Source organism: Streptomyces sp. NPDC029014, assembly GCF_055564695.1.
On record NZ_JBVHVT010000038.1, the window covers coordinates 49,917 to 76,667 of the forward strand.

A 26,751-nucleotide genomic window follows, 5' to 3' on the forward strand; every position below is an offset into this window, starting at 1 on the left:
TGCCGCGACGCGGTGCGGACGGGCGGATTAGCGTGGCGGGTCATGAGTGTTGACCCTGACGTGCGGCTGATCGCCGCATCCGAATTCCCCGCCTGGATGCGGGCCGTGAACACCGGCTTCCTGACCGCGACCCGGGTGACGGACTCCGACGTCGCCCAGCGCGCACAGCACAGCGACCCCGCCCGGGTGTGGGGTTCCTTCGACTCCGCCACCGGCGCGTGCGTGGGAACCCTGCGCTCCTTCCGGCAGGAGCTCACCGTGCCCGGCGGGGCGGTGGTCACGTCCGCCGCGATCACCAACGTCGCGGTCATGCCCACGCACCGCCGCCAGGGCCTGCTGAGCCGCATGATGGCCGGGGAGCTGGCCGCCGCCGTCGACCGCGGCGACGTGCTGTCGACGCTGATCGCCGCCGAGTACCCGATCTACGGGCGGTACGGGTACGGGCCCGCGGTGACCGTCGCGGAATGGGAGATCGACGTCAAGCGCACCGGGCTGGACCCGCGCTGGTCGAAGCCCGGGGACGGCGGCCGGATCGACATCGTGGACGTGGCCGAGGCGCGCCGGGTGGGCCCGGCCCTGCACGACCGGATACGGCTCTCCCGGCACGGCGTGGTGAGCCGCGACGCCCGCTGGTGGAGCCTTGCGACCGGCGAGGAGGAGATGTCCTTCCGGCCGTACCGGGACCGGTTCCACGCGGTGTACCGGACGGCGGAGGGCGAGGTGGCCGGCCTGGTGTCGTACACCGCCGACGACCGCTGGACGGACGCGAAGACCCCGCAGAACACCCTCCAGGTCAAGGAACTGCTGGCCGCCACCCCGGACGCCGAGCGGGCCCTGTGGCACTTCCTGTGCTCCGTCGACTGGGTGCTGACCGTGCGCACCGGCTACCGCGCCCCCGACGACCTGGTCCCGCACCTGCTGCCCGACCCGCGTGCGGCCCGGCTCGTGACCTCCTCGGACTTCATGTGGGTGCGGCTGCTGGACGTCGTACGGGCCCTGCGCGCGCGGACGTACGCGGTGCCCGGGGTCCTCGTCCTGGAGGTCGCCGACCCGGACGGTCCGGCCGCGGGGCGCTACCGGCTCGACGCGGGTGCGGGGGAGTGCACGCCCACCGACGAGCCCGCGGACCTGCGCCTGGGCGTGGCCGCGCTGGGGTCGCTGTACCTCGGTGACGCATCCGCGGTGCGGCTCGGTGCGCTGGGGCAGGTGGCGGAGGAGCGGCCGGGCGCGCTGGCGCTGGCCGACGCCGTGTTCCGGACGGCGCGGCGCCCGTGGTGCCCGGACGTGTTCTGAGCGGGGCGGACGTGGATGAGAGCGCGGACATGGACGAGGGCGCGGATGTGGATGAGAGCGCGGATTTGCACCAGGACGTGAAGGTGGACGTGAATGTGGACGTGAACGTGGTGGAGGCCCTGCGCGCGGCGGGCTGTGTCTTCGCGGAGGAGGAGGCGGAGCTGCTCACGGCTGCCGCCGACGACGCCGTGCACCTGGCCGCCCTCGTGGCCCGCCGGGCCGGCGGCGAACCGCTGGAACACGTGGTCGGGCGGGCGGAGTTCTGCGGGCTGCGCATGCGGGTGGGCGCGGGGGCCTTCGTGCCGCGCCGGCGCAGCGAGTTCCTGGTGTCCGAGGCGGTGGCGGGGGCGCCGGGCCGGCCGGACCGGGTGGTGCTCGACCTGTGCTGCGGGGTGGGTGCGCTCGGCGCGGCGGTCGCGGCCCGGCTGGGTGGCGGGGTGGAGCTGCACGCGGCGGACATCGACCCGGCCGCGCTGGCGTACGCGCGGCTGAACGTGGCCCCGTACGGCGGCCGGGTGTACGAGGGCGACCTGTACGGCGCGCTCCCGGACGGGCTGCGCGGCCGGGTGGACGTGCTGGTGGTCAACGCCCCCTACGTGCCCACGGGGGAGATACCGCTGCTGCCGGCCGAGGCGCGGGAGCACGAGCCGGCGGTCTCCCTGGACGGCGGCCCGGACGGGCTGGACGTCCACCGCCGGGTCGCGGCGGGTGCGCTGCCCTGGTTGGCGCCGGGCGGGCGGCTGCTGATCGAGACGAGCGAGCGTCAGGCCCCGCGGACGGCGCGGGCGCTGGAGGAGGGCGGACTCACGGTGCGGACGGCGGTGTCGGAGGAGTTCTGGGCGACCGTGGTGGTCGGCACGCGTCCTGCCTAGCGGGTGTACGCCTTCTCCCCCGGGCGGGGGAGGAGGCTGATGCGGACTCCGTCCGGGGGCGGCGCGGGCAAGGGTTCCGTGGGCCGATGCCGGGCCCCGAACCCGTCGACACGATGGTGTGCATGACGCATCGACAGCAGGTCCCCGCCCCTTCCCAGGACCCGACCCCGGCCTCGGTCTCTGCTTCGGTTCCGGCTCCCGCTGCCGCTGCCGCCGCGGAGGTGCCCCGCTGGGCGGTCCGTGCTGCCCGTGTCGTCACGCTGCTCACCGTGCCGTCCGGCATCTGGCGGCTGCTGCTCGCGGCGGGCCTGCTCGCGGGCTACACGCAGGCGGGGTACGTGGCGGCCGGCATCCCGGGGTGGGGCCGGGTGTACACGGCCGGTGTCAGCGTGGGGAGCGAGCTGCTGGCGCTGCTCGCGCTGGGGCTGGTCCGGCCCTGGGGAGAGGTGGTCCCGCGCCGAATACCGGGGTGGGGCGGCCGGCGGGTGCCGGTGCGGGCGGTCACGGTGGTGGCGACGTCGGCCGCCGTGCTGCTGACCTTCGTGTGGACGCCGTTCGCGCTGTGGTGGACGTTCCCGCACCCGGGTATGACGCCGCTGGGCCACACCGTCGTCGGGTTCCTGTACCTGCCGCTGATCGCCTGGGGGCCGCTGCTCGGCGCGCTCACCCTGGCGTACCACCGCCGGCTCCGCGGGCGGGCTGGCCAGGTCAGGGACTGAGGCCGGCCGATCCGGTAGCTGCGGCTGCTGCGGCGGCGCCGGGCCGGGCGGCGGAGCTCCAGCCCTGGGCGTGGAGGCGCTCGAAGCCGTCCAGGAGGAGGTCGAGGGCGAACTCGAACTCGTAGGTGTCGTCGCAGCCGTGGCCCACGACCGCCGAACCGTCGTGGGGTCGGGAGGCGGCGATCTCCGCGATGTGCGGGTAGCGGGCGGCCAGGGCCGCCGCTGCCTCGGCCGCCTGCTCCTGGTCCTGCGGCCCGGTCGGCAGCAGCTCCTGGGTGAACCCCCAGGCGCGGCCGCCCAGCGCGTGCATCGCGTGGTGGGTGAGGTCGGCGGAGAGGCCGCCCGCGCGGAACGTCCCGATGACCGAGTCCAGGTAGGCGAGGACGCCGGGCGTGGGACCGGTGCGCGTCTCGATGACGCGCGCGGCCCACGGGTGGCGCAGCAGCACCTGCCGGGCCGACAGGACCCGCTGCCGCACCTCGCCCTTCCAGGCACCGCCCCCGGCACCGGCCGGCGGGTCGATCTCGGCGACGACGGCGTCGAGCATGCCGTCGAGGAGCTCGTCCTTGTTGGCGACGTGCTTGTAGAGCGCCATCGGCACGACGCCCAGCTCCTGGGCGAGGCCGCGCATGCTCAGCGCCTCGATGCCGCTGCGGTCGGCGTACGCGACGGCGGCGCGCAGCACGCGGTCCGTGCTGAGGGGGGTCCGGCGTGTCGTGCCGCCGGTGGGCCGGGTCATCTGTCGTCCGCCTCCCGCTGTTTGACGAGTGTACGGCGTACACCCTACCGTGGCGGCCGTAGGTGTACGCCGTACACCTCGGCTCTGGATCCAAGGGGGTTCCCGGTGTCACCGTCGAGAAAGCTCGCCGCCGCGGCGGGCGTCTGCTTCTTCGTCACCCACGTCGCCTCGATCGGCGGGCTCGTCCTGTACGGCCCGGTCCTGGGCGACCCCGGTTACGTCACCGGCCCGGGGTCCGACGCCCGCGTGCTGCTGGGCGCCTTCTTCGAGGTGCTGCTCGCGCTCTCGGTCGTCGGCACCGCCCTCGCGCTCCACCCGGTGGTCAAGCGGTACGGTGCGGGCGCCGCCGCCGGCTACCTGGGCCTGCGCACCCTGGAGGCCGCCGTCATCTGCGTCGGCATCGTCAGCCTGCTCGCGGTGGTCACGCTGCGCCGGGAGCCGGCGCCGGGAGCGGACCCGTCCGCGCTGCTCGCCGCGGCACGGGCGCTGGTCGCGGTCCACGACTGGACGTTCCTGCTCGGCCCGAACTTCGTCCTGGGTGCCAACACGGTCCTGGCGGCCTCCTTGCTGTACCGCTCGCGGCTGGTGCCGCGCCCCATCGCCGTCCTGGGGCTGGCCGGCGGCCCGCTGATCTTCGCCTCGGCGACCGCCGTGTTGTTCGGGGTGTACGGGCAGCTCTCCGTCTGGGGTTCGCTGGCGGCCCTCCCGGTCTTCGCCTGGGAGCTGGCCCTGGCGGCCTGGCTGACCGTCAAGGGCTTCCGGCCGGAGGCGCGACCGGTTGGGGTGGGAGCTGTTGCAAGCGACTGCTTGCAATAGTTAGCGCAGTGCGGCAGGATCGGAGCATGGCATCGCTCAACGTCGGGAACCTCGGCGAGTTCCTCCGCGAGCAGCGGCGGCAGGCCCAGCTCTCGCTGCGGCAGCTGGCCGATGCGGCGGGGGTGTCGAATCCGTACCTGAGCCAGATCGAGCGAGGGCTGCGCAAGCCGAGCGCGGACATCCTGCAACAGCTCGCGAAGGCCCTGCAGATCTCCGCGGAGACGCTGTACGTGCAGGCCGGGATCCTCGACGAGCGGGACCGGGACGAGGTGGAGACGCGGGCCGCCATACTCGCCGATCCGTCCATCAACCAGCAGCAGAAGCAGGTGCTGCTCCAGATCTACGAGTCGTTCCGCAAGGAGAACGCGGCCGAGGCCGAGACGGTGGCCGCGGAAGCGCCCGCGGACACCGCCCGACCGGGTGGGCCGTCCGGTGCGGACGACGACAAGCACTCCACGAACTGAACTGTGATCCGGGAGGACCAGCCACATGGCCATCGCCGATGACCTGAAGAAGACCCTCGCCGACCCGACCCCGCTCTACTTCGCCGCCGGCACCGCCGACCTCGCGATGCAGCAGGCCAAGAAGGTGCCCGGCCTCATCGAGCAGCTGCGCGCCGAGGCCCCGGCGCGGTTCGAGGCCGTGAAGAACACGGACCCGAAGGTCGTGCAGCAGAAGGCGCGCGAGGCGCAGGAGGTCGTCACGGCCAAGGTCGCCGAGGTGCTCGGCGCCCTCGACGCGAAGATCGACACGAAGAAGATCGGCGAGCAGGCGCAGGACCTGGCGCTGCGCGGGGTCGGCGTGGCCGCCGAGTACGCGGTGCGCGCCAAGGAGACCTACGACCGGGTCGCCGAGCACGGCGAGCAGGCGGTGCGGGCGTGGCGGGGCGAGGTCTCCGAGGAGATCGTCGACATCGCCGTGGCCGTCGAGCCGGCCCGCGAGGACGTGGTGGACGCAGGGGGCGCCGAGGGCGCGCAGGGCGAGGACAAGGCCGCCGCCCGCAAGACCACGACGCGCAAGACCCCCGCGAAGAAGGCCGCCGCCGAGCAGGGCGAGCCGGCCGACGTGTGAGCCGGCGCGAGTCGGATCCGCACGGCGGATGACGGTGGGCCGGGCACCTGCGGGGTGTCCGGCCCGTTGGGGTGGGTGAAGGCCGCTCTGCCGGTAGCGTGGAGGCAGAGGACATCAGGGGTGCCACGTGTGAGAAGGCGGTCGAGTCGATGTTGATGAACGGGTTCGATAACGGGGTGCTCCCGTTGCTCGGGTTCGCCATGCTGGCGCTCGCCGTCGTGGCCTTCGTCCTCGCGCTGCTCGCCCGCGAGGACGCGTACCGCGCGGCCGACAAGCAGACCAAGACGTTCTGGCTGGTCATCCTGGGTGTGACCGTGGTCGTCGACTTCTTCCTGGGGATGCTGTTCCTGCAGATCGCCGGCCTCGTGGCGACGATCGTCTTCCTGGTCGACGTCCGGCCCGCCCTCAAGCAGGTCTCGGGCGGCGGCCGGCGCCGAGGCGGCAGCAGCAGCGACGGCCCGTACGGTCCGTACAACGGCGGCCGCTAGCGGCCCTCAGGGCGTGCCGCGGGACAGCAGGACCACGGCCACGTCGTCGGTGAGCTCGCCGCCGTTCAGGCGCCGGGCCTCGGTGACGGAGGCCTCCAGCAGGGCCTCGCCGCTCAGCCCGCGGTCCAGGTGCCGGTTGATCATCTCGACCATGCCGTCCTGCCCCAGCCGCTCCCGGCCGTCGCCGATGCGGCCCTCGATCAGCCCGTCGGTGTAGAGCATCAGGCTCCAGGACCCGCCCAGCTCCACCTGACGGCGGGGCCAGCGGGCCTTGGGCAGCAGGCCGAGCGCCGGCCCGCTGTTCTCGTACGGCAGCAGCCGCGCCGGGCGCCCCGGCCGGGCTATCAGCGGGGCCGGATGCCCGGCCAGGCACAGGCCGGCCCGGCGGCCGTCCGGGGAGATGTCCACGGTGCACAGCGTCGCGAAGATCTCCTCGCAGGGCCGTTCCACCTCCAGCACCTCCTGGAGGGTGGCCAGCAGTTCGTCCCCGCACAGGCCGGCCAGGGTCAGCGCGCGCCAGGCGATGCGCAGCTCGACGCCGAGGGCGGCCTCGTCCGGGCCGTGGCCGCAGACGTCGCCGATCATCGCGTGGACGGTGCCGTCGGGCGTGCGGACGGTGTCGTAGAAGTCTCCGCCGAGCAGGGCGCGGCTGCGGCCGGGCCGGTAGCGGGCGGCGAAGCGGAGGTCGGAGCCCTCCAGCAGCGGGGTGGGGAGCAGGCCGCGCTCCAGCCGGGCGTTCTCCTGGGCCCGCAGTTTCGATTCTGCGAGCTTGTACTGGGCGATGTCCGCCCGCTTGCGCTCCACCGCGTAGCGGATGGCGCGGCTCAGCAGCCGGCCGTCCAGCTCGTCGCGGAAGAGGAAGTCCTGCGCCCCCACCCGGACCGCCTCGGCGGCGCGCTCGGCGTCGGCCTCGGCGGTGAGGACGAGGACGGCGTGGTGGGGCGCGATCCGCAGGACCTGGCGGAGGGTGTCGAGCTGGTCCACCGTGTCCGTGCCGCCACCGGCAGCCGTGCGGGAGGCCGCGCCGCCGGCCGGCAGGGCGAGGTCCAGCAGGATGCAGTGCACGTCCGGGGTGAGCAGGCGGCTGGCCTCGGTGAGGTTGCGGGCCGTGCGCAGCCGGATGCGGTGCCGGTCGGCGTCGAGGATCTCGGGAACGGTGAGCCCGCCCGCGGGGTCGTCCTCGATCACCAGCAGGGTCAGGGACGCCTGGGGCAGTACGGCCTGACCGCTCTCCGTGGCGGGGGTCTCCCTCTGCCGCGGTACGGGTACGGGCATCGTCTCCGGTTCCTTCCCTCCCCCCGAGGGTGCGCTCGTCCGGGCCGACCCTAGCGGTCCGTGGCGGGCGAACGGAATGCCGTTCGGCGCCAGGGACAGAGGCATATGCCATATCGCGGGGGAAATTCCGCCTCGCCGAATGATGAACGTCACGGCGGAGGACGTCCTCGTCCCGGTCCACGAGACGTCGGCGGGGCGCGGGAGGTTCCCCCTCCCGTGCCGCCGGTCAGGCGTCGGGGCGGACCACTGCCCTGATCGGCATGGAGCCGGCGCCGGCGAGCGTGATCTGCCGGCCGGGGCGCGGGGCGTGGACCATCGCGCCGTCACCGACGTACATGCCGACGTGGCTCGCGTCGTCGAAGTAGATGATCAGGTCGCCGGGCCGCATGTCCTTGACCGCGACCTTGGGCAGCAGCCGCAGCTGTTCCTGGGAGGTGCGCGGGATGCCCCGGCCGGCCGCCCGCCAGGCCTGCGAGGTCAGCCCGGAGCAGTCGAAGGAGTCCGGGCCCTCGGCGCCCCACCGGTACGGCTTGCCGATCTGCTGCGTGGCGAACTGCACGGCCTTCTTGCCGGCCTCGGTGGCCGAGCCGTTGATCTCCTTCAGCACGCCCGTCGACAGCCAGGCCGTCTGTGCCTTGTACTGCGCGTCGTGTTCCAGCTGGAGCAGCCGGGCCTTCTCCTCGGCCTCCAGCTTGCTCTCCAGCTCCTCGGCCGCCTTGATCTTCTCCTCGACCTCCTTCTTGGAGGCCTCCTTCTTGATCCGGTTGGCTTCGAGCTTCTCCCACTCCGCCTTGGCGTCCTTCGCGTACTGCTGGAGGTCGGTCTGGGTGCGGTTCATGTCGGAGAGCAGGTCCGTGGCGGCCTTCTCGCCGCGGCGGATCCGGTCCGTGCCGTCGAGGAACTGGACCGGGCTGCTGCTCAGCGCCAGCCGGGCCCCGGCGGGCAGGCCGCCCGAGCGGTACTGGGCGCGGGCGGCGGCGCCGGCGCGGTTCTTCAGCGCGGAGATCCGCTCCTGGCCGGCGGCGACCTGCTTGGCGATCTCGACGATCCGGTCGGACTGCGCCTTGGCCTCGCTCTCGGCGAGGTTGTAGGCGTCCGTCGCCGTGCCCGCCTGGCGGTAGAGGTCCTCTATTTCCTTGCGCACCTGTTCCAGGGACTTGGCGCCCGGCTCCGGCGCCGGTGCCGCCTGGGCCACGCCGCCCAGTGCCGTCACCGCGAGCAGGGCCGTCGCGCACAGCAGCGTCAGGGCGTGCGCGCGACCGCGCCGCCGCTTCGGCTCAACGGTTCCCATGGTCCCCCCAGGTACCCCGAGTCCGATCCGATGCCAGACACCCCACCGGATCTGACTATCCATCAGTAACATTGGCTGCCCTCGGGATGGTGCCACGACTCGGCGGATTCCAACACCCTCCCGGGCGTACTGCCGATCTTGGCTGCCGCGACAACGACCCCCACCGGTCCCAGGGACAGTCCCGACGGCTCAACGGGCCGCCCCGGCAACCGGTTCCCCCGCCGGGCGGATTCACCCCTCCGGGCGCAGCGCCTCCCAGCGCACCGTCAGTTCCCCCTGCCGCCACCGCACCGGACCGTCCGTCAGCGGCCAGTCGCCCGCCAGCGCCCGCGCCGTCCGGATCCAGCGCTGCCGCGCCCCGTACGAGGCGTACGGGGCCGCCGCCGCCCAGGCCCGGTCGAAGTCGCGCAGGAACGCGTAGACCGGCTCCCCCGGCACGTTGCGGTGGATCAGCGCCTTCGGCAGCCGCTCCGCCAGATCGGACGGGCGCTCCAGGGAGCCCAGCCGGGTCGCGAACGTCACCGTCCGCGCCCCCTCGGGCCCCAACGCGACCCACACGTGCCGCCGCCCGATCTCGTCGCACGTCCCCTCGACCAGCAGCCCGTCCGGGGCCAGGCGGGCGCACAGCCGCTCCCACACCGCGGCCACCTGCTCCTCGTCGTACTGGCGCAGCACGTTCGCCGCCCGGATCAGCGCCGGGCGCTCCCCGCCGTCCAACGGCACCTCGAACCCGCCGTGCCGGAAGCCCAGCCCGTCCCGCTCGTACGGCTTCGCCGCCGCGACCCGCGCCGGCTCGATCTCGATGCCGACCACCCGCACCCGCGGCGCCGCCTCCCGCAGCCGCGCCAGCAGCTCGACCGCCGTCCACGGCGCGGCCCCGTACCCCAGGTCCACCGCGACCGGAGCCTCCGTGCGGCGCAGCGCCGGCCCGTGCACGGCGGCGATCCAGCGGTCCATGCGGCGCAGCCGGTTCGGGTTCGTCGTCCCGCGCGTCACCGTGCCCACGGGGCGCGACCGGGCGCCGGAACCGCCGCCGGAACCGGCGCCGGAACGGCCGGCTCCGCCGGATCCGGCGGCACGGGCGGAGGGCACGGGAGGGCGCTGGGACATGGGCCGAGGGTAAGCGGACGGCGGCCGCCGGAGGAAAAGCCGCCCGAGGGCGGAGGAAAATCGCCGGGTCGCGGAATGCGAGGGGCAGCCGACCGGGTTGCACTCCTTGAGGGCGCCCGGTGCGCTCCCTCCGGCATGCCCGCCGACGCCGTCGAGCAGCCGCCGCAGCACCGCCGTGCCCGCACGGCGGCGTCAGAGTCGTCCGAGCGAGATCGGTCCGAGCGAGAGGAACTGCTCCCTTGAGCCAGTACGTGTCCCGCCTCGGCGGCAGCATCGGCGGCCGGATCGCCGCCGTCCGCGGTACCCGCCACGACCCGCCCCGGCTGCGCCTGCCCTCCGTGGGCCACCACCGCAAGCCGCGCCGCGTGGCCATGCTCAGCGTGCACACGTCGCCCCTGCACCAGCCCGGCACCGGCGACGCCGGCGGCATGAACGTGTACATCGTCGAGCTGGCCAAGCGCCTCGCCGCGATCAACATAGAGGTCGAGGTCTTCACCCGGGCCACCGAAGGCGGCCTGCCGCCCGTGGTCGAGCTCGCCCCCGGCGTCCTCGTCCGGCACGTGGACGCGGGCCCGTACGAAGGCCTCGCCAAGGAGGAGCTCCCCGCCCAGCTGTGCGCCTTCACCCACGGCGTGATGCAGGCCTGGGCCGGCCACCGCCCCGGCTACTACGACCTCGTCCACTCCCACTACTGGCTCTCCGGGCACGTCGGCTGGCTCGCTGCCGAACGCTGGGGCGTCCCGCTCGTCCACGCCATGCACACCATGGCCAAGGTCAAGAACGCCGCCCTGGCCGCGGGCGACACCCCCGAGCCCGCCGCCCGCGTCATCGGCGAGACCCAGATCGTGTCCGCTGCCGACCGGCTCATCGCCAACACCGCCGAGGAGGCGGAGGAGCTCGTACGGCACTACGACGCCGACCCCGCCAAGGTGGCCGTCGTCCACCCCGGTGTGAACCTGGAGCGCTTCACCGTGGGCGACGGCCGGGCCGCAGCCCGCGCCCGCCTGGGCCTGCCGCAGGACGCCGTCATCCCGCTGTTCGCCGGCCGGATCCAGCCGCTCAAGGCACCCGACGTGCTGCTCCGCGCGGTCGCCGTGCTCGTCGAGCAGGACCCGGCGCTGCGCCGGCGGCTCTTCGTACCCGTCGTCGGCGGCCCCAGCGGCAGCGGGCTAGCCAAGCCGGAGGGCCTGCAGAAGCTCGCCGCGAAGCTGGGCATCGCCGACCTGGTCCACTTCCACCCGCCCGTGGCCCAGGACCGGCTCGCCGACTGGTTCCGGGCGGCCTCCGTGCTCGTCATGCCCTCGTACAACGAGTCCTTCGGGCTCGTCGCGATCGAGGCGCAGGCCACCGGCACGCCGGTGCTGGCCGCCGAGGTCGGCGGCCTGCCGGTCGCCGTCACCGACGGCGCCACCGGCATCCTGGTACCCGGTCACGACCCCGTGGACTACGCCCGTGAGCTGCGGCGGTTCATGGACGACCCGCAGCTCACCGCGCGGATGGGCGCCGAGGCCGCCCGGCACGCGCAGTTCTTCGGCTGGGACACCGCCGCGAGCGGCACGGCCGACGTGTACACGGCCGCCATGCATGATCACCGCCGTCGCGTACGCTCCCACCATGGCTGACACCGCCGCGATCATCGAGAGCGCGCTGAACGGCGCGGAACTGAGCTGGGAGAGCCCCCGCCCGGGCACCTACGTCGTCCAGCTCCCCGGCACCCGCAAGCTGTCCACAACCTGCTCCTTCAAGGTGGGCCGGCACTCGCTGTCGGTCAACGCCTTTGTCATCCGCCACCCGGACGAGAACGAGGCCGGCGTCCACCGCTGGCTGCTGGAGCGCAACCTCAAGCTGTACGGGCTGGGCTACGCGGTGGACGCCCTCGGCGACATCTACCTGGTGGGTCGGCTCCCGCTGTCCGTGGTGAACCCGGACGAGCTGGACCGGCTGCTCGGCACCGTCCTCGAAGCGGCCGACGGCGCCTTCAACACCCTGCTGGAGCTGGGCTTCGCCGGCGCCATCAAGCGGGAGTACGAGTGGCGGGTCTCGCGCGGCGAGCCGACCTTCAACCTGGACGCGTTCCGCCACCTGACCCGGCCCGAGGGCGAGTCCGGCGGGCCGACCGGCTGACGCACCGCGCCGAACGGGGCGCGGCGGCGGGCCGGGAGGTGTGTCGCCCCGCCCGCCGGCGGCCGTGCGCGGCACCGTGGCGGCATGAGCGCACCCGCGGCCGACGCCCTCATGTACGCCTGGTTCGTCCTGGCCCTCCTGTCCGCCGGCTACGTCGCGTTCGACGCGTTCACCCGGAACCCCGAGCTCACGGTGATGAAGTGGGGCTGGGTGCTGGTGACCGTGTGGATCGGCCCGGTCGGTGCGGCGCTCTACGTGCTCGCCTGCAAGGAGCCCCGGCCCGGGACCCACGAGCGGTTCGTGGCACCCCTGTGGAAGCAGGCGTTCGGCTCGACCATCCACTGCGTGGCCGGGGACGCCACCGGCATCGTCGTCGCGGCCGTCGTGGCCTCGCTGCTGGGCCTGCGGCCCTGGGCCGACGGCCTGCTCGAGTACGCCGTGGGCTTCGGCTTCGGGCTGCTGGTCTTCCAGGCGCTGTTCATGCGGGACATGCTCGGCGGCAGCTACCTGCGGGCGGTCCGCTCGACCGTGTACGCGGAATGGCTGTCGATGAACTGCGTGATGGGTGCGATGGTCGCCGTGAACGTGATCGTCCGCAGCCATGTGCCGGCCGCCCGCGACGCCGGCGACGTGCGCTTCTGGGCGACCTTCTCGCTGGCCGTGCTGGCAGGACTGGCGTTCGCCTACCCGGTCAACGTCTGGCTGGTCGCCAACCACCTCAAGCACGGCATGGGCACGGTCCGGGTGCTCGGCGAGGGCGGCGAACCGGTGCCGCCGCCAGCCGCCGCCCCCGAGCACCCGGGCGGCATGGCCGCCATGCCGGAGCCGCAGGTGACGGGGGCGCAGAAGACCGCCATGGCGACGCTGACGGTCCTCTTCCTCGCGGGCGGCGTCCTGCTCGCCGCGATCTTCGCCGGCCTCGGCTGAGCCGGGGACGCCCGCCTCAGGCCGCCGGCGCCGGGTCCGGGACGGAACCCTGGGTGCCCGGAGCCGGCGCGGCCTGAGCCGCCCCGTCGGGGGCCGGCGCGGCCGGGATCGGCCGCTCCGCCCCTTCGGACGCCGTCCGCGGCAGCCCCCGCATCAGCACCCAGTACCCGGCGGCGGCCGCCGTGCCCAGCACCGCCGTCGAGGCCCACAGCCAGTCCGCCCCGTACGCGTCGATCACATGGCCGGCCAGCAGCGGGGCCAGCACCGCGGCCACCGACCAGGACAGGGTGTACACGCCCTGGTAGCGGCCCCGGCCGTGCAGCGGCGAGAGCCGGACCACCAGGCTCATCTGGGTCGGCGAGTTGATGATCTCCGCCAGGGTCCACACGCACACCGTCAGCGCGTACACCGCGAGCGACCCGGCGAAGGCCGTCATCGCGAACCCGTACCCGGCCAGCAGGGCCGAGGCCACCAGCAGCTTCTGCGGGTCGCGGTGCTCGATGAACCGGGTGACCGGGATCTGCAGCGCCACGATCAGCACGCCGTTCGCGGCGATCGCGAGCCCGTAGTCAGCGGCCGAGAAGCCGGCCAGGGCCATGGCCACCGGCAGGCCCACCGAGGCCTGCATGAACAGCATGGAGATGAGGAAGGACAGCGCCACCACGCCCATGAACCGGCCGTCGCGGAGCACCGTCCCGAGGCCGATCTCCTCCTCGACGGGCCCGCCGGAACCGGCGGCGGCCCGCTCGGGCCGGGACTCCGGCAGCTTGAACCACACGAGCACCGCGCAGACCAGCGTCAGCGAGGCCTCGACCAGGAAGCCCGCCAGGTAGCTGTGCTCGGCGATCAGGCCGGCGGCGACCGAGCTGACCGCGAAGCCGAGGTTGATGGCCCAGTAGTTCAGGGCGAAGGCCCGCACGCGGTCCTCCGGGCGGACGATGTCCGCCATCATCGCCTGCACCGCCGGGCGGGAGGCGTTGGAGGTGAAGCCGACCAGCGCGGCCCCGGCGGCGATGGCCGCCGGGTGCTCCAGGAAGCCGAGCAGCGCCACCGCGAAGGCGGTGGAGGCCTGGGCGGCGAACAGGGTGGGCCGGCGCCCGAGCCGGTCCGTCATCACCCCGGCGACCAGCGAGGAGACCACGCCGCCGAGCCCGTGCAGGGCGACCACCAGGGCGGCGAAGGAGGCCGAGTAGCCCCACTTCTGGGTGAGGTACAGGGTCATGAAGGTGGCGACGAAGGCCCCGAGCCGGTTGACGAGGGTGCTCGTCCACAGCCACCAGAAGGCCCGTGGCAGACCCGACACGCTCTCGTGCACGGCACGTCTCAGACTTCCCACGGACATACGGAATCCCCCCGGCGATGTAAGTGCCCCTCTGGCTGCTGGCACCCTACGAGGGCCGTCGTTTCCAAGCCACTCGATTGACGCGGACCGTCAATCCGCCACCCCGGACTAACCGCCGGTACGGCGGCCGGGACGGCCCCGCGCGGCCGCCCCGGCGCGTCCATTAGGCTCGTACGCATGGCCGACGCACCGTACAAGCTGATCCTGCTCCGCCACGGCGAGAGCGAGTGGAACGCGAAGAACCTGTTCACCGGCTGGGTGGACGTCAACCTCAACGAGAAGGGCGAGAAGGAGGCGGTCCGCGGCGGTGAGCTGCTCAAGGACGCCGGCCTGCTCCCCGACGTGGTCCACACGTCCCTCCAGAAGCGCGCCATCCGCACCGCGCAGCTCGCGCTGGAGGCCGCCGACCGCCACTGGATCCCCGTCCACCGCTCCTGGCGGCTGAACGAGCGCCACTACGGTGCGCTCCAGGGCAAGGACAAGGCCCAGACCCTCGCCGAGTTCGGCGAGGAGCAGTTCATGCTGTGGCGCCGCTCGTACGACACCCCGCCGCCGGCCCTCGAGGACGGCACCGAGTTCTCCCAGTCCGAGGACCCGCGCTACGCCACGATCCCGCCGGAGCTGCGCCCGCGGACGGAGTGCCTGAAGGACGTCGTCCAGCGCATGCTGCCGTACTGGTACGACGGCATCGTCCCGGACCTGATGGCCGGCCGCACCGTCCTGGTCGCCGCGCACGGCAACTCCCTGCGCGCCCTGGTCAAGCACCTCGACGGCATCTCCGACGCCGACATCGCGGGCCTGAACATCCCGACCGGCATCCCGCTCTCCTACGAGCTGGACGCCGACTTCAAGCCCCTGAACCCGGGCGGCACCTACCTCGACCCGGAGGCCGCCGCGGCCGCCATCGAGGCCGTCAAGAACCAGGGCAAGAAGAAGTAGTCCTCCTCGCGCGACAGCCCCCTTCCGTGGACTCTCCGGAAGGGGGCTCTTGCGTGGGCCGGACGGGGCATCTCGGGCTGCTTGCTCCCGTCAAGCCACTGCTTTTCGGGGCGTGCCGGGGCCTTTCGCCGTCGCGCCTACTTGACGTGTGGTCGCGCCGGAACGCGGCGGACCGGACGGATCCGGCGGCTCCTCCCGCCGGCCACGCACTTCAAGGAGCAGACATGTCACACGGCCTTCACCTCACAGCCCTCGAACGGCGCAGGGCGCGCCTCGGGACGTGCGTCACCGCGGCGGCCTTCGTCTCCGGCGCCGTCGTGGTGCCGGCGTCCGCGGCGATCGCGTCGCGGGTCCGGTCCCCGGCCGCGACCGTCCGTGCCGATGATCCCCACCGTGAGGCGGACAGCAACCGGTGCAAGCCGGGTTACGTGTGGCGCGACGGCTACGACGGGGACGCCACCTGCGTCACGCCGTCGGAACGCCAGGAGGCCAAGGCCCGCATGGCCAAGATCAAGAGCAAGAACCAGACCCCGCCGATCGACGACGGCCGCGGTTGACGGGTCTGCCGGGGAAGCGATCGGAAAGGGCCCCGTCCGGTGGCGGACGGGGCCCTTTCTGCTGCCCCTGCAGAGTGGATGCGGCGGGTCAGCCGCCGCACTGGCAGGGGGCGCCGGACTGGCAGCCGCAACCGCAGCCCGAGCCGCAGCCGCAGGCCCCGAGCAGGGGCAGGCGCAGCGGCTCCGGCTTCGCAGGCAGCTCCTGCTCCGGTGTGACGGGGACGGGGGAATCTGGCATGGATCCTCCTCGGAGGCGGGGTACGGGCTGGCGGGTCGTACGTGCCTTCGCCCTCATTCATGCCCAGCGGTACCGGCGCGTCAACGGCGCATTGGGGCTCGCTGCCCCACCGGCCCGCTCACCGGCGCCGGTCCCGGTCCCGGCCCAGGTCCCGCCCCTGCTCACCGGTTCCGGCTCAGACCGCCTCGATCGGCGGCTGCAGCTCGTCCGCGTGCTCGCCGGTCACCAGGTACACCACGCGCTTGGCCACCGACACGGCGTGGTCGGCGAAGCGCTCGTAGTACCGGCCCAGCAGGGTCACGTCCACCGCGGTCTCGATGCCGTGCTTCCAGCGGTCGTCCATCAGGTGCTGGAACAGCGTGCGGTGCAGCTGGTCCATCTCGTCGTCGTCCGTCTCCAGCTGCATCGCCAGGTCGACGTCCTTGGTGATGATGACCTCGGCCGCCTTGGCCATCAGCCGCTGGGCGAGCTGCCCCATCTCCAGGATGGTCGCGTGCAGGTCCCGCGGCACCGCCGAGGCCGGGAAGCGCAGCCGCGCCAGCTTCGCGACGTGCTGCGCCAGGTCGCCCGAGCGCTCCAGGTCGGCGCTCATGCGCAGCGAGGTCACCACGATCCGCAGGTCCGTCGCGACCGGCTGCTGGCGGGCCAGCAGGGCGATGGCGCGGGCCTCCAGGTCGTGCTGGAGGTCGTCGATCTTCTGGTCGGCCGCGATGACGCTCTCGGCGAGCTTCAGGTCGGCGTCGAGCATGGACGTCGTGGCCCGCCCGATCGCGGAACCGACCAGCCGGGCCATCTCGACCAGGCCCTCCCCGATCGAATCCAGTTCCTCGTGGTACGCGTCACGCATGGGTGTCCCTCTCTTGGCCTGCTGCGCTTCTGCCCCTGGCACGGGCGGGTGGGGGCGGCCTCGTGCCCCACGTCGACACGGTCGGCCGCAAACGCGTCCGACTCCGGCATCCCAAGTGAATCAGTACCGTCGTCACGGTGAACTCTGGGCGACGACTGTTCGAGGCGCCACCCGAACGGCTGTGGAAGTGCCGTTGTGGCTGCTTAACCTGGATGCATGGACGTGAACGCGGCGGTCGCCGCAGCTGCAGCGATCGCCGGTGCGTGCACCGGTGCGGTCGCAACGCTGGCGTTCCGCTGGAGTGAGCGTGACCAGGCCCGCCCCACCCGGAGCTCCATGCGCCCGGACATCAACGCGGTGCTTCCCCCCGGGGTCGACACCGTCCTGTCCGTCCTGCGCTCCTCCGCCGTCGTGCTCGACGAGGGGGACGCGGTGGTCAAGGCCAGCTCGGCGGCGTACGCCCTCGGGCTGGTCCGCGGCGGCAAGCTGGCCGTGGAGCCCATGCTCCACATGGCCCGCGACACCCGCCGGGACGGGGAGATACGGCAGGTCGAGCTCGATCTGCCCCGGCGCGGCACCGGCCGCGGCGAGGCCCTCGCGGTCTCGGCGCGCGTCGCCCCGCTCGGCTCGCGGCTCGTGCTGCTGCTGGTCGAGGACCTGACCGAGGCCCGCCGCATCGAGGCCGTCCGGCGCGACTTCGTCGCGAACGTGTCGCACGAGCTGAAGACGCCGGTGGGCGCGATCTCCCTGCTGTCCGAGGCCGTCATGGACGCCGCGGACGACCCCGAGGCGGTCAGCCGCTTCGCGGGCCGCATGCAGATCGAGGCCACCCGGCTGATCAACCTCGTCCAGGAGCTCATCGACCTCTCGCGGGTGCAGAACGACGAGCTGCTGGAGGACGCCGAGCCCGTCCGCGTGGACACGCTCGTGGCGGAGGCGATGGACCGCTGCCGCCACCCGGCGTCCGCCAAGCAGATCACCATGGCCGCGGGCGGTACCTCCGAACTGTTCGTCTGGGGGCACCGCGGCCAGCTCGCGGCGGCCCTGGGCAACCTGGTCGAGAACGCCGTCAACTACAGCCCGGCCCGCACCCGCGTCGGCATCGCCGCCCGCAAGGTGGCCGCCCCCGGCGGGGACATGATCGAGATAGCCGTGACCGACCAGGGCATCGGCATCCCGGAGAAGGACCGCGAGCGGATCTTCGAGCGCTTCTACCGCGTGGACCCGGCCCGCTCCCGTGCCACGGGCGGGACCGGTCTCGGTCTCGCGATCGTCAAGCACGTCGCGGCGTCCCACGGCGGCGAGGTGTCGGTGTGGAGCTCGGAAGGCCAGGGCTCCACCTTCACCCTGCGGCTGCCCGAAGCGGCCGCACCGTCGAACAGCACCCCGCCCGCCCCGCCCGTCACCCCGGCCGCCTCCGCCCCTGGCCACCCGACCCCAGCCTGAACCAGAGAACCAGCCATTCCTGCCCCGGAGGTCCTTCCGTGACCCGAGTGCTCGTCGTCGAGGATGAGGAATCCTTCAGCGACGCCCTGTCCTACATGCTCCGCAAGGAGGGCTTCGAGGTCGCCATCGCCGCGACCGGCCCCGACGGGCTCGACGAGTTCGAGCGCAACGGCGCCGACCTCGTCCTCCTCGACCTGATGCTCCCGGGCCTGCCGGGCACGGAGGTCTGCCGGCAGCTGCGCGGCCGCTCCAACGTCCCCGTGATCATGGTCACCGCCAAGGACAGCGAGATCGACAAGGTCGTCGGGCTGGAAATAGGAGCCGACGACTACGTCACGAAGCCCTTCTCCTCGCGGGAGCTGGTCGCCCGCATCCGCGCGGTCCTGCGCCGCCGCGGTGAGCCGGAGGAGGTCGCCCCGGCCGCGCTGGAGGCCGGCCCGGTACGGATGGACGTCGACCGGCACGTGGTCACCGTCGGCGGTGCCAAGGTGGACCTCCCGCTGAAGGAGTTCGACCTGCTGGAGATGCTGCTGCGCAACGCGGGCCGCGTCCTGACCCGCATGCAGCTGATCGACCGGGTGTGGGGCGCGGACTACGTCGGCGACACCAAGACCCTCGACGTGCACGTCAAGCGGCTGCGCGCCAAGATCGAGCCCGACCCGGGCGCCCCCCGCTACCTGGTCACCGTCCGCGGCCTCGGCTACAAGTTCGAGCCGTAGACCGGCCCCGCCGGGCCCCGGCCCCACGGCGGCCCACCGGACGACCACGGGAAAAGGGCCCCGTCCGCAGCAGCGGACGGGGCCCTTTACCCGTGCGTACGGGGCGTTCGGCGCGTCAGTGGCCGGCGGCGTGCGAGGCGGAGGCCGCCGGCGTGCCGGACGCGGACGCGGACGCGGCCGGGGAGGCACCCGCGGCCGGGGAGCCCGAGGCGGCGGGCGAGGGGGAGGCGGCCGGCGAACCGGACGGCGAGCCCGACGGGGCGGCGGGGCTGGCCGGGGCGCTCGGGCCCGCGGCGGGGGCCTGGGACGGGCCGAAGGGGGCGAACGCGCCGGTGTTCGGCACGACGAACGCCTGCAGCGGGATGTCGCCGGTGCTGCTCATCTTGAAGACGAGCTCCTGCGCAGCGCCGTCCCGGACGGCCTCGCTCGGGCCCTCGATCACGGCGGAGGCGTTGCCCTTGCCGCCGATGACGATGGAGCCGCCGGAGGGCACGACGACCTTGCCGGAGCCCTCGGCGGGCTTCAGCGTGACCTTGCCGCGGCCCGGGAGGGCGATCGACTCCAGGACCTCGGGCTTCATGCTGTTGTTGAAGAGCGTCGCCGAGACCACGGCCCCGCCCGTGCGCTCCTTGGTGCCCTGGGTGATCACCAGCGCGTTCTGGATCTCGATCTCGCCCTTGGTGGCGGAGGCGTTGTCCGGCTTGATCTGAAGCGTCTGCGCGTCGCTGCCCGCACCGCAGGCGGCCAGCGAGGCGATCGAGAACACGACGGCGGTGGCGGCGAGGGCGCCGCGTCGAAGGCTGCGGCTCACGGCGGCGGCAACTCCTTGGACGTACGGAACGGAAGGACGGCGGTCTGTCGGGCGGCCGAGGTAAAGCCGCCCTAAGGGTGTGTCAGCGCGCTTAGGTTACCGAGCCGCCGCCCCGGCCCCGCACCCGACCCTCCGCAGCGCGCGGGCGGCCCCCTGGCCGCTCCGCGATCTTGCATTCCGCATGCCCTTCGCATGCCGTTCACGTGCCGTCCGCTATATCGCCCGGACGAGCCCCCGTGATCAATTCCGGGATTCCTTCGAACGGCTCTCCGTGATCAATTCCAGGATTGGGCCTGAACCACTCCGTACGGGTGGCCTCCAGTCGAGTGGAGTGCTTCGGTTTCCCGTCTCTGAAACCGGCAAAACGGGACGTACGTCACACTGGCCCGCCTCTCGCCCGGGTGTAACGTGGCCGTTTCGCCCGGTCCGCACAGTGGCTCCGACCTGCGAATACCCCCTTCCGCAAGCCCTCCGCAGCACGTTCCTGTCGTGGTTGTCAAGCCCCGAGATGCGCTCTGACCTGCGAAAACGCCATTCATAACGGTCAGTTCTCGTGTTACCCTGGATAGCCACGGAAGGGGTACCTGTCACATGACGTTCAAGGTTGGCGACACCGTGGTCTATCCCCATCACGGGGCCGCGCTGATCGAGGCCATCGAAACTCGCCAGATCAAAGGCGTGGACAAGACCTACTTGGTGCTCAAGGTCGCTCAGGGCGACCTGACGGTTCGTGTGCCTGCCGACAATGCAGAGTTCGTCGGCGTCCGCGACGTAGTCGGCCAGGACGGGCTGGACCGGGTCTTCGAGGTCCTGCGCTCGCCGCAGGTCGAGGAGCCGACGAACTGGTCCCGTCGCTACAAGGCAAATCTGGAGAAGCTCGCTTCTGGCGACGTCATCAAGGTCGCCGAAGTGGTGCGCGACCTGTGGCGGCGTGAGCGCGAGCGCGGACTGTCCGCAGGTGAGAAGCGCATGCTCGCCAAGGCGCGTCAGATCCTGGTCAGCGAGCTCGCCCTCGCTGAGAACACCAACGAGGACAAGGCAGAGGCCCTCCTCGACGAGGTTCTCGCGTCCTGACGCGACAACCCCGTACGCAGTTGTGCCGCGGTGCCCGATGACAGCCCTCTCCTCCACGAGGGGGCCGTTGCCGGGCGCTGCGGCATGTCTGTACCCACGCCACCCACGACTCACGTCGTCCCGCTGTCCACGCCCCACCGGCCGTGAACGCGTCCCGCACCGCACGCCGTACCGGGCCCGGGCAGCCGGCTCGACCGGTCGTCACGGAAGGGGGCGAGGGCGTCGCACCCGGCACTCCCCAGGGCCATACCCATGTCGGCCGAAGTCACAAACCTGGCTCGGAGCTACAACACATGTCTGACCAATCGCGCCCCCACCGCACCGCCGCGGTGATCCCGGCCGCCGGCCGCGGGGTACGCCTCGGCCCGGGCGCCCCCAAGGCCCTGCGGGCCCTGGGCGGCACGCCGATGCTCATCCATGCCGTCCGCGCGATGGCCCGCTCCCGGGCCGTCTCCCTCGTGGTCGTGGTCGCCCCGGCCGACGGCGCCGCCGAGGTGCGCCGCCTGCTGGACGAGCACCCGCTGCCCGACCGCACCGAACTCCTCGTCGTCCCCGGCGGCGACACCCGCCAGGAGTCCGTGGCCGCCGGCCTCGCAGCCCTCCCCGCGGACGTCACCTCCGTCCTCGTCCACGACGCGGCCCGCCCGCTCGTCCCCGTCGACACCGTCGACGCCGTGATCGAGGCCGTCCGCGCCGGCGCCCCGGCCGTCGTCCCCGCACTGCCGCTGGCCGACACCGTCAAGGAGGTCGAGCCCGGCAGGCCCGGCGAGCCCGAGCCGGTCGTCGCCACGCCCGAGCGCGCCCGACTGCGCGCCGTGCAGACCCCGCAGGGCTTCGACCTCGCCACCCTCCGGCACGCCCACGAGACCGTCGCCGCGGTCGGCGAGGGCGCCACCGACGACGCCGGCATGGTGGAACGGGTCGGCACCACCGTCATGGTGGTCCCCGGCCACGAGGAGGCCTTCAAGGTCACCCGCCCGCTCGACCTGGTCCTCGCCGAGGCCGTACTCGCCCGCAGGAGGGCCACCGATGCCTACTAGCCCCACCCCCGCCGCGTCCCCCGCCGTCCCGCTGATCCCCCAGGTCGGCATCGGCACCGACGTGCACGCGTTCGAGACCGGCCGCGAGCTGTGGTGCGCCGGCCTGCTGTGGGAAGGGGAGGACGGCCTCGCCGGGCACTCCGACGGCGACGTCGCCGCGCACGCCGCCTGCGACGCCCTCTTCTCCGCCGCCGGCGTCGGCGACCTCGGCGCGCATTTCGGCACCTCCCGCCCCGAGTGGTCCGGCGCCGCCGGCGTCACCCTCCTGGCGGAGGCCGCCCGGATCGTCCGCGCCGAGGGCTACGAGATCGGCAACGTCGCCATCCAGGTGATCGGCGTGCGCCCGAAGATCGGCAAGCGGCGCGACGAGGCGCAGAAGGCGCTCTCCGAGGCCGCCGGCGCGCCGGTGTCCGTCTCCGGCACCACCACCGACGGCCTGGGTCTGACCGGCCGCGCCGAGGGACTCGCCGCGATCGCGACCGCCCTGGTCTACCGGACGAACCCGGCCTGATCCCCCGACGGGGGCGTCCGCCACAGCCCGCCCCCGGAGCGGCACAGGGCCCCGCGCCCCGAAAACGGTCGCGGGGCACTGCCCCGGGCCCACTACCCTGGATGCCGTGACTATTCGCCTGTACGACACCAGCGCCCGGCAGATCCGCGACTTCACCCCGCTCAAGCCGGGTTGCGTCTCGATCTACCTCTGTGGTGCCACCGTGCAGGCGGCGCCGCACATCGGGCACATCCGCTCCGGCCTGAACTTCGACATCATGCGCCGCTGGTTCGCGTACCGCGGCTACGACGTGACCTTCGTACGGAACGTCACGGACATCGACGACAAGATCATCACCAAGTCCCGGGAGCAGGGCCGCCCCTGGTGGTCCATCGGCTACGAGAACGAGCGCGCGTTCAACGACGGCTACACCGCCCTCGGTTGCCTGCCGCCCACCTACGAGCCGCGCGCCACCGGCCACGTCACCGAGATGGTCGAGATGATGCGCGGCCTGATCGAGCGCGGCCACGCCTACGAGTCCGACGGCAGCGTCTACTTCGACGTGCGCTCGTACCCCGGCTACCTGAAGCTCTCCAACCAGGAGCTGGACAACCTGATCCAGCCCGCGGAAGAGGGCATCAGCGGCAAGCGCGACCCCCGCGACTTCGCCATGTGGAAGGCGTCGAAGCCGGGCGAGCCCGACTGGGAGACCCCGTGGGGCCGCGGCCGGCCCGGCTGGCACCTGGAGTGCTCGGCCATGGCGCACAAGTACCTCGGCAGCGCCTTCGACATCCACGGCGGCGGCCTGGACCTGATCTTCCCGCACCACGAGAACGAGATCGCCCAGGCCAAGGCCTTCGGCGACGACTTCGCCTCGTACTGGGTGCACAACGCCTGGGTCACCATGTCCGGCGAGAAGATGTCCAAGTCCCTGGGCAACTCGGTGCTCGTCTCCGAGATGGTCAAGAACTGGCGTCCCATCGTCCTGCGCTACTACCTCGGCACCCCGCACTACCGCTCGATGATCGAGTACAGCGAGGAGGCCCTGCGCGAGGCCGAGTCGGCATTCGCCCGCATCGAGGGCTTCTGCCAGCGCGTCGTGGAGAAGGCCGGCAAGGCCGTCGACCCGGCCGCCGAGGTCCCGCCGGCCTTCGCCGAGGCCATGGACGACGACCTGGGCGTCCCGCAGGCGCTCGCCATCGTCCACACCACCGTCCGCCAGGGCAACAGCGCGCTGGCCGCCGACGACAAGGACGCGGCCGTCGCGCGCCTGTCGGAGGTGCGGGCCATGCTGGGCGTGCTCGGCCTGGACCCGCTGGACGAGCGCTGGTCGGAGGAGACCGACCGGGGCGCCGAGCTCCACGGGGCCGTCGACACGCTCGTCCGGTTGGTCCTCGACCAGCGGGAGTCGGCGCGCGCCCGCAAGGACTGGGCCACCGCCGACGCCATCCGCGACCAGCTCCAGCAGTCGGGCCTGGTCATCGAGGACAGCCCGTCCGGGCCGCGCTGGACGCTCGGCCCGCGCTGACCGGACCCGGCCTGACCGGCCACGTTGTGCCGCCCGGGGCCCCGGGCGGCACACTCTTCATACGTACATATCGCAGCACCGACGAAAACAGGTAGAGGTCATGGCCGGGAACAGCCAGCGCAGGGGTCGCCGCACGTCCAACAAGAAGGGCGCGACGGTCGGCAGCGGTGGTCAGCGGCGCAAGGGCCTGGAGGGCAAGGGCCCCACGCCCAAGGCCGAGGACCGCAAGGGCCACAAGGCGTTCCGCATGGCCAACGCCGCCGCCAAGGCGGCCGCGCGTCGCCGTCCGGCGCCGCGCCGCGGCGGCCCCAAGGGCGCGAGCGAGATGGTCGTCGGCCGCAACCCGGTCTTCGAGGCGCTGCGCGACGGCGTGCCCGCCACCACCCTGTACGTCCAGCAGTTCATCGACAACGACGAGCGCGTCCGCGAGGCCCTCCAGCTCGCCGGTGCCCGCGGCAACATCAACCTGATGGAGGCCCCGCGCCCCGAGCTCGACCGGATGACCGGCGGCCTCAACCACCAGGGCCTCGTCCTGCAGGTCCCGCCCTACGAGTACGCGCACCCCGAGGACCTCACCGAGGCGGCCTACGACAACGGCGAGCAGCCGCTGATCGTCGCCCTCGACGGCGTCACCGACCCGCGCAACCTCGGCGCGATCGTCCGCTCCGTCTCCGCCTTCGGCGGCCACGGCGTGGTCATCCCCGAGCGCCGCGCGGCCGGCATGACCGCCGGTGCCTGGAAGACCTCCGCCGGCACCGCCGCGCGCACCCCGGTCTCCCGGGTCACCAACCTGACCCGCGCCCTCCAGGACTACAAGAAGGCCGGGCTGACCGTCGTCGGCCTCGCCGCCGAGGGCGAGCACAGCGTCGCCGACCTCGACGCACTGTCCGGCCCGGTCGTGATCGTCGTCGGCTCCGAGGGCAAGGGCCTCGGCCGGCTCGTCGGCGAGACCTGCGACTACCTCGTGCGCATCCCGATGCCGGGCGGCGCCGAGTCGCTCAACGCCGGTGTCGCCGCGGGCGTCGTCCTGTACGAGGCGGCCCGCCGCCGCGCCTGACCGCACCCGCGGCGGTGCCCGGGCCGCCCGCCCGGCCACCCCGTCCGGAGCACCCGGCTTGATCCACTCGGCTCACGGAGCGTGACCCGTGAGCGTGCCACCCCGCCCGTTTCGGGCGGGGTGGCTTGATCTTGACGGGTCTCGGACACATCCCTGCTGTCAAGGCAGTGTCCTAAACACTGATCACTCGGTTAGATGAGTGTGGACACCAGAACGTCAGGGTTCGACGACCAGCCCGCGCTGAGCATGGTCAAGGTGCCGTGCGACCCCGCACAGGTCATCGTCAACCACGCCAGCTTCCGCGTGCGGCTCGCACCGAGCCCGAGCGCGCGTTCCAAGGCCGCGAGCACCCCCGGCCGGATGCCCGTCCTCGGCGGCGCCGTCACCGCCGCCGGAGCCGCCGCCCGCCGTCGCAGGGCCCCCGTCGTCTGGAGCGGCAAATCCGCCCCCGGCGACACCGCCGCCATGGGCGGACTCCTCCAGGCCGTACGCCAACACGGCGGCGGCATCGGCCACGACGACTACGACACCGGCGACGCCGGCGCCACGCAGGTCATCCCCCGCGTGGACCTCGCCCACGACCGAGCCGACGACACCGTCCCCACCCCCACCGTCATCGGCCAGCGCCAGTACGGCGCCCCGGACGAGACCCGCGCCTTCGCCCCCGTGCGGGACGTGCCGCACGGCGGCCACGGCGGCCACGGCGGCCATGCCGGCGCCGTCGGCCCGTTCCCGTACGACGGCGGACCCGGCAGTCAGGACGCGGGCCGCCGCGCCCCCTCCGACAGCCGCGGCCACGCCTCGTACTACCCCGGCCGCCGCATGAACCTCGGGGTCGTCCTGCTCCCCCTGCGGGTCTTCCTCGGCTTCATCTCCATCTACGCCGGCATGGGCAAGCTCTGCGACCCCGTCTACTTCGACGGCGGCGAGCGCGGCTCCATGGTGACCTGGCTGCGCACCCTCGAACCCTGGGCCCTGGCCGAGCCGCTGCGCGACTTCGCCCTCGCCCACCCCGTCGGGGCCGGGCTCAGCGTGGCCTTCCTCCAGGTCGTCGTCGGCGTCCTGACCGTCCTCGGGCTCTGGCAGCGGTTCGCCGCCTGCTTCGGCGCACTGCTGTCGGCCGCCCTGCTCATGACCGTCAGCTGGAAGACCGTCCCCGCCTACGACGCCCCCGACATCATCTACCTCGCCGCCTGGAGCCCCCTGATCATCGCCGGCGCGCCCGTCTACTCCCTGGACGGACGCCTCGCCGGCGAGGCCTGGCGCACCCTCGGCCCGCGCTCCGACCTGTGGGCGCTGCGGCGGCGGGTGCTGCGCCGCGGGGCCGTCATGGCCACCCTCGTCTGCGGACTCACCCTGCTCATCGGCTCGCTGCTCGGCGGGGCCGTCCGCTCCAGCACCGTCGTCACCGTGCCCGGCCCGGGCCAGGCCCCGAGCAACTACCTGCCCGGCTCCCCGCTGCCGGTGCCGCCGTCCAAGCAGCAGCACCAGCAGCAGCAACCGCAGCAGCCCGCCTCCCAGCAGCCCTCGAAGCCGGCGGAGCCCGCCGCCAGCGCCACCCCCTCGACCAAGCCCAGCCGCGCCGGCTCCACGGCCCGTGAGACCACGGGCACCGGCTCGCAGCCGCCCACCACCCGCAGCACCGGCAGCAGCCAGAGCGGCTCCGGCAGCGGCTCCGGCTCCGGCACCGCACCGAAGCAGTCCAGCCCGAAGGCTCCGTCGTCCACGACCAACCGCAGCAGCGGCGCGGGCACCGGCGGGGACGCCCCGTCGAAGAAGCCCGGCCTCGTCGGCGGCCTCCTCGGCTGACGGCCCGACCCGAACGACCCGAAGGCCCGGGGGGGGGGGGGGGGGGGGGGGGGGGGGGGGGGGGGGGGGGGGTTTCCCTTTTTTTTTTTTTTTTTGTCTGTTTTTCTGGTGGTGTCGGGGGTCCTCTTG

28 protein-coding genes are annotated in these 26,751 nt (G+C 73.2%); 20 read left to right on the forward strand and 8 right to left on the reverse strand.

Going from position 1 to position 26,751, the window contains the following annotated elements:
* Positions 1 to 42: 42 nt before the first annotated feature.
* The 3 genes from ACZ4VL_RS21755 to ACZ4VL_RS21765 all read left to right on the forward strand — a co-directional run bounded on the left by ACZ4VL_RS21755 (position 43) and on the right by ACZ4VL_RS21765 (position 2,884).
* Positions 43 to 1,293, forward strand: a complete 1,251-nt coding sequence (locus ACZ4VL_RS21755; protein WP_468202308.1) for a GNAT family N-acetyltransferase — start codon at positions 43 to 45, stop codon at positions 1,291 to 1,293.
* Positions 1,294 to 1,304: 11 nt separating this feature from the next.
* A complete protein-coding gene (locus tag ACZ4VL_RS21760) occupies positions 1,305 to 2,165 on the forward strand; it encodes a putative protein N(5)-glutamine methyltransferase (protein ID WP_468202311.1) in 861 nt (286 codons plus the stop codon).
* A gap of 122 nt (positions 2,166 to 2,287) precedes the next feature.
* Complete coding sequence (locus tag ACZ4VL_RS21765) at positions 2,288 to 2,884, forward strand: hypothetical protein (RefSeq protein ID WP_468202314.1); 597 nt, start codon at positions 2,288 to 2,290, stop codon at positions 2,882 to 2,884.
* Here ACZ4VL_RS21765 and ACZ4VL_RS21770 read toward each other — a convergent pair.
* Positions 2,874 to 3,623: a TetR/AcrR family transcriptional regulator gene (locus ACZ4VL_RS21770; protein ID WP_468202316.1), complete on the reverse strand. Its 750-nt coding sequence runs from the start codon at positions 3,621 to 3,623 to the stop codon at positions 2,874 to 2,876. The two genes, ACZ4VL_RS21765 and ACZ4VL_RS21770, sit on opposite strands and share 11 nt — an antisense overlap.
* A 105-nt stretch (positions 3,624 to 3,728) precedes the next feature.
* On the opposite strand from ACZ4VL_RS21770, the gene ACZ4VL_RS21775 reads away from it, so the two are divergent.
* The 4 genes from ACZ4VL_RS21775 to ACZ4VL_RS21790 all read left to right on the forward strand — a co-directional run bounded on the left by ACZ4VL_RS21775 (position 3,729) and on the right by ACZ4VL_RS21790 (position 5,998).
* Positions 3,729 to 4,439 (forward strand): DUF4386 domain-containing protein, encoded by a 711-nt coding sequence (locus ACZ4VL_RS21775; RefSeq protein WP_468202319.1) that lies wholly within the window; start codon positions 3,729 to 3,731, stop codon positions 4,437 to 4,439.
* Positions 4,440 to 4,465: 26 nt separating this feature from the next.
* Positions 4,466 to 4,903: a helix-turn-helix domain-containing protein gene (locus tag ACZ4VL_RS21780; RefSeq protein ID WP_468202321.1), complete on the forward strand. Its 438-nt coding sequence runs from the start codon at positions 4,466 to 4,468 to the stop codon at positions 4,901 to 4,903.
* Positions 4,904 to 4,928: 25 nt separating this feature from the next.
* Positions 4,929 to 5,510, forward strand: a complete 582-nt coding sequence (locus ACZ4VL_RS21785) for a hypothetical protein (protein WP_468202323.1) — start codon at positions 4,929 to 4,931, stop codon at positions 5,508 to 5,510.
* Positions 5,511 to 5,659: 149 nt separating this feature from the next.
* Positions 5,660 to 5,998, forward strand: coding sequence for a DUF2516 family protein (locus ACZ4VL_RS21790; protein WP_361094975.1), 339 nt, complete (start codon positions 5,660 to 5,662; stop codon positions 5,996 to 5,998).
* Positions 5,999 to 6,004: 6 nt separating this feature from the next.
* Here the strand turns inward: ACZ4VL_RS21790 and ACZ4VL_RS21795 are convergent, their stop codons facing one another.
* The 3 genes from ACZ4VL_RS21795 to ACZ4VL_RS21805 all read right to left on the reverse strand — a co-directional run bounded on the left by ACZ4VL_RS21795 (position 6,005) and on the right by ACZ4VL_RS21805 (position 9,521).
* Positions 6,005 to 7,273, reverse strand: coding sequence for a PP2C family protein-serine/threonine phosphatase (locus tag ACZ4VL_RS21795; RefSeq protein WP_468202326.1), 1,269 nt, complete (start codon positions 7,271 to 7,273; stop codon positions 6,005 to 6,007).
* A 226-nt stretch (positions 7,274 to 7,499) separates the two neighbouring features.
* Positions 7,500 to 8,564: a C40 family peptidase gene (locus tag ACZ4VL_RS21800; RefSeq protein ID WP_468202329.1), complete on the reverse strand. Its 1,065-nt coding sequence runs from the start codon at positions 8,562 to 8,564 to the stop codon at positions 7,500 to 7,502.
* 231 nt (positions 8,565 to 8,795) lie between these two features.
* Entirely contained in the window at positions 8,796 to 9,521 is a 726-nt protein-coding gene (locus ACZ4VL_RS21805) for a class I SAM-dependent methyltransferase (RefSeq protein ID WP_468202375.1), read from the reverse strand.
* Between the two features lie 392 nt (positions 9,522 to 9,913).
* On the opposite strand from ACZ4VL_RS21805, the gene mshA reads away from it, so the two are divergent.
* The 3 genes from mshA to ACZ4VL_RS21820 all read left to right on the forward strand — a co-directional run bounded on the left by mshA (position 9,914) and on the right by ACZ4VL_RS21820 (position 12,725).
* A complete protein-coding gene (gene mshA / locus ACZ4VL_RS21810; protein ID WP_468202332.1) occupies positions 9,914 to 11,296 on the forward strand; it encodes a D-inositol-3-phosphate glycosyltransferase in 1,383 nt (460 codons plus the stop codon).
* Positions 11,289 to 11,798, forward strand: a complete 510-nt coding sequence (locus tag ACZ4VL_RS21815; protein ID WP_468202335.1) for a type III secretion system chaperone family protein — start codon at positions 11,289 to 11,291, stop codon at positions 11,796 to 11,798. Before mshA ends, ACZ4VL_RS21815 begins: the two co-directional genes overlap by 8 nt.
* 84 nt (positions 11,799 to 11,882) lie before the next feature.
* Positions 11,883 to 12,725, forward strand: coding sequence for a DUF4396 domain-containing protein (locus ACZ4VL_RS21820; RefSeq protein ID WP_468202338.1), 843 nt, complete (start codon positions 11,883 to 11,885; stop codon positions 12,723 to 12,725).
* Between the two features lie 16 nt (positions 12,726 to 12,741).
* On the opposite strand, the gene ACZ4VL_RS21825 is transcribed toward ACZ4VL_RS21820, so the two are convergent.
* Positions 12,742 to 14,067: an MDR family MFS transporter gene (locus ACZ4VL_RS21825; protein WP_468202341.1), complete on the reverse strand. Its 1,326-nt coding sequence runs from the start codon at positions 14,065 to 14,067 to the stop codon at positions 12,742 to 12,744.
* Positions 14,068 to 14,244: 177 nt separating this feature from the next.
* Between ACZ4VL_RS21825 and ACZ4VL_RS21830 the strand changes: the two genes are divergently transcribed.
* The gene (locus ACZ4VL_RS21830; protein WP_468202344.1) at positions 14,245 to 15,006 is read left to right on the forward strand and encodes a phosphoglyceromutase; all 762 of its coding nucleotides are present in this window, start codon (positions 14,245 to 14,247) and stop codon (positions 15,004 to 15,006) included.
* A 224-nt stretch (positions 15,007 to 15,230) separates the two neighbouring features.
* Positions 15,231 to 15,563: a hypothetical protein gene (locus tag ACZ4VL_RS21835; protein ID WP_468202346.1), complete on the forward strand. Its 333-nt coding sequence runs from the start codon at positions 15,231 to 15,233 to the stop codon at positions 15,561 to 15,563.
* An 88-nt stretch (positions 15,564 to 15,651) separates the two neighbouring features.
* Here the strand turns inward: ACZ4VL_RS21835 and ACZ4VL_RS21840 are convergent, their stop codons facing one another.
* Entirely contained in the window at positions 15,652 to 15,801 is a 150-nt protein-coding gene (locus tag ACZ4VL_RS21840; protein ID WP_468202349.1) for a hypothetical protein, read from the reverse strand.
* A 175-nt stretch (positions 15,802 to 15,976) separates the two neighbouring features.
* Positions 15,977 to 16,648 (reverse strand): phosphate signaling complex protein PhoU, encoded by a 672-nt coding sequence (phoU, locus tag ACZ4VL_RS21845; protein ID WP_468202351.1) that lies wholly within the window; start codon positions 16,646 to 16,648, stop codon positions 15,977 to 15,979.
* A 216-nt stretch (positions 16,649 to 16,864) separates the two neighbouring features.
* Here phoU and phoR point away from each other — a divergent pair, with 216 nt between their 5' ends.
* Both phoR and phoP read left to right on the forward strand, forming a co-directional pair.
* The gene (gene phoR, locus ACZ4VL_RS21850; RefSeq protein ID WP_468202354.1) at positions 16,865 to 18,094 is read left to right on the forward strand and encodes a two-component system sensor histidine kinase PhoR; all 1,230 of its coding nucleotides are present in this window, start codon (positions 16,865 to 16,867) and stop codon (positions 18,092 to 18,094) included.
* A 47-nt stretch (positions 18,095 to 18,141) separates the two neighbouring features.
* A complete protein-coding gene (gene phoP, locus ACZ4VL_RS21855) occupies positions 18,142 to 18,813 on the forward strand; it encodes a two-component system response regulator PhoP (protein WP_466332536.1) in 672 nt (223 codons plus the stop codon).
* A 115-nt stretch (positions 18,814 to 18,928) separates the two neighbouring features.
* Here the strand turns inward: phoP and ACZ4VL_RS21860 are convergent, their stop codons facing one another.
* On the reverse strand, positions 18,929 to 19,624 hold the full coding sequence (locus ACZ4VL_RS21860) for a DUF461 domain-containing protein (protein WP_468202356.1): 696 nt from the start codon (positions 19,622 to 19,624) through the stop codon (positions 18,929 to 18,931).
* Between the two features lie 591 nt (positions 19,625 to 20,215).
* Between ACZ4VL_RS21860 and ACZ4VL_RS21865 the strand changes: the two genes are divergently transcribed.
* The 6 genes from ACZ4VL_RS21865 to ACZ4VL_RS21890 all read left to right on the forward strand — a co-directional run bounded on the left by ACZ4VL_RS21865 (position 20,216) and on the right by ACZ4VL_RS21890 (position 26,622).
* Positions 20,216 to 20,698 carry a CarD family transcriptional regulator gene (locus ACZ4VL_RS21865; RefSeq protein WP_179178388.1) on the forward strand — a complete coding sequence of 161 codons (483 nt, stop codon included), beginning with the start codon at positions 20,216 to 20,218 and terminating at the stop codon, positions 20,696 to 20,698.
* A 293-nt stretch (positions 20,699 to 20,991) separates the two neighbouring features.
* Entirely contained in the window at positions 20,992 to 21,738 is a 747-nt protein-coding gene (gene ispD, locus ACZ4VL_RS21870; protein ID WP_468202360.1) for a 2-C-methyl-D-erythritol 4-phosphate cytidylyltransferase, read from the forward strand.
* Positions 21,728 to 22,249, forward strand: a complete 522-nt coding sequence (gene ispF, locus ACZ4VL_RS21875; RefSeq protein ID WP_468202362.1) for a 2-C-methyl-D-erythritol 2,4-cyclodiphosphate synthase — start codon at positions 21,728 to 21,730, stop codon at positions 22,247 to 22,249. Before ispD ends, ispF begins: the two co-directional genes overlap by 11 nt.
* 106 nt (positions 22,250 to 22,355) lie before the next feature.
* Positions 22,356 to 23,756, forward strand: coding sequence for a cysteine--tRNA ligase (gene cysS / locus ACZ4VL_RS21880; RefSeq protein WP_468202365.1), 1,401 nt, complete (start codon positions 22,356 to 22,358; stop codon positions 23,754 to 23,756).
* A gap of 100 nt (positions 23,757 to 23,856) precedes the next feature.
* Complete coding sequence (gene rlmB, locus ACZ4VL_RS21885) at positions 23,857 to 24,813, forward strand: 23S rRNA (guanosine(2251)-2'-O)-methyltransferase RlmB (protein WP_468202367.1); 957 nt, start codon at positions 23,857 to 23,859, stop codon at positions 24,811 to 24,813.
* A gap of 195 nt (positions 24,814 to 25,008) precedes the next feature.
* Positions 25,009 to 26,622, forward strand: a complete 1,614-nt coding sequence (locus tag ACZ4VL_RS21890) for a DoxX family membrane protein (protein ID WP_468202370.1) — start codon at positions 25,009 to 25,011, stop codon at positions 26,620 to 26,622.
* Positions 26,623 to 26,751: the final 129 nt, after the last annotated feature.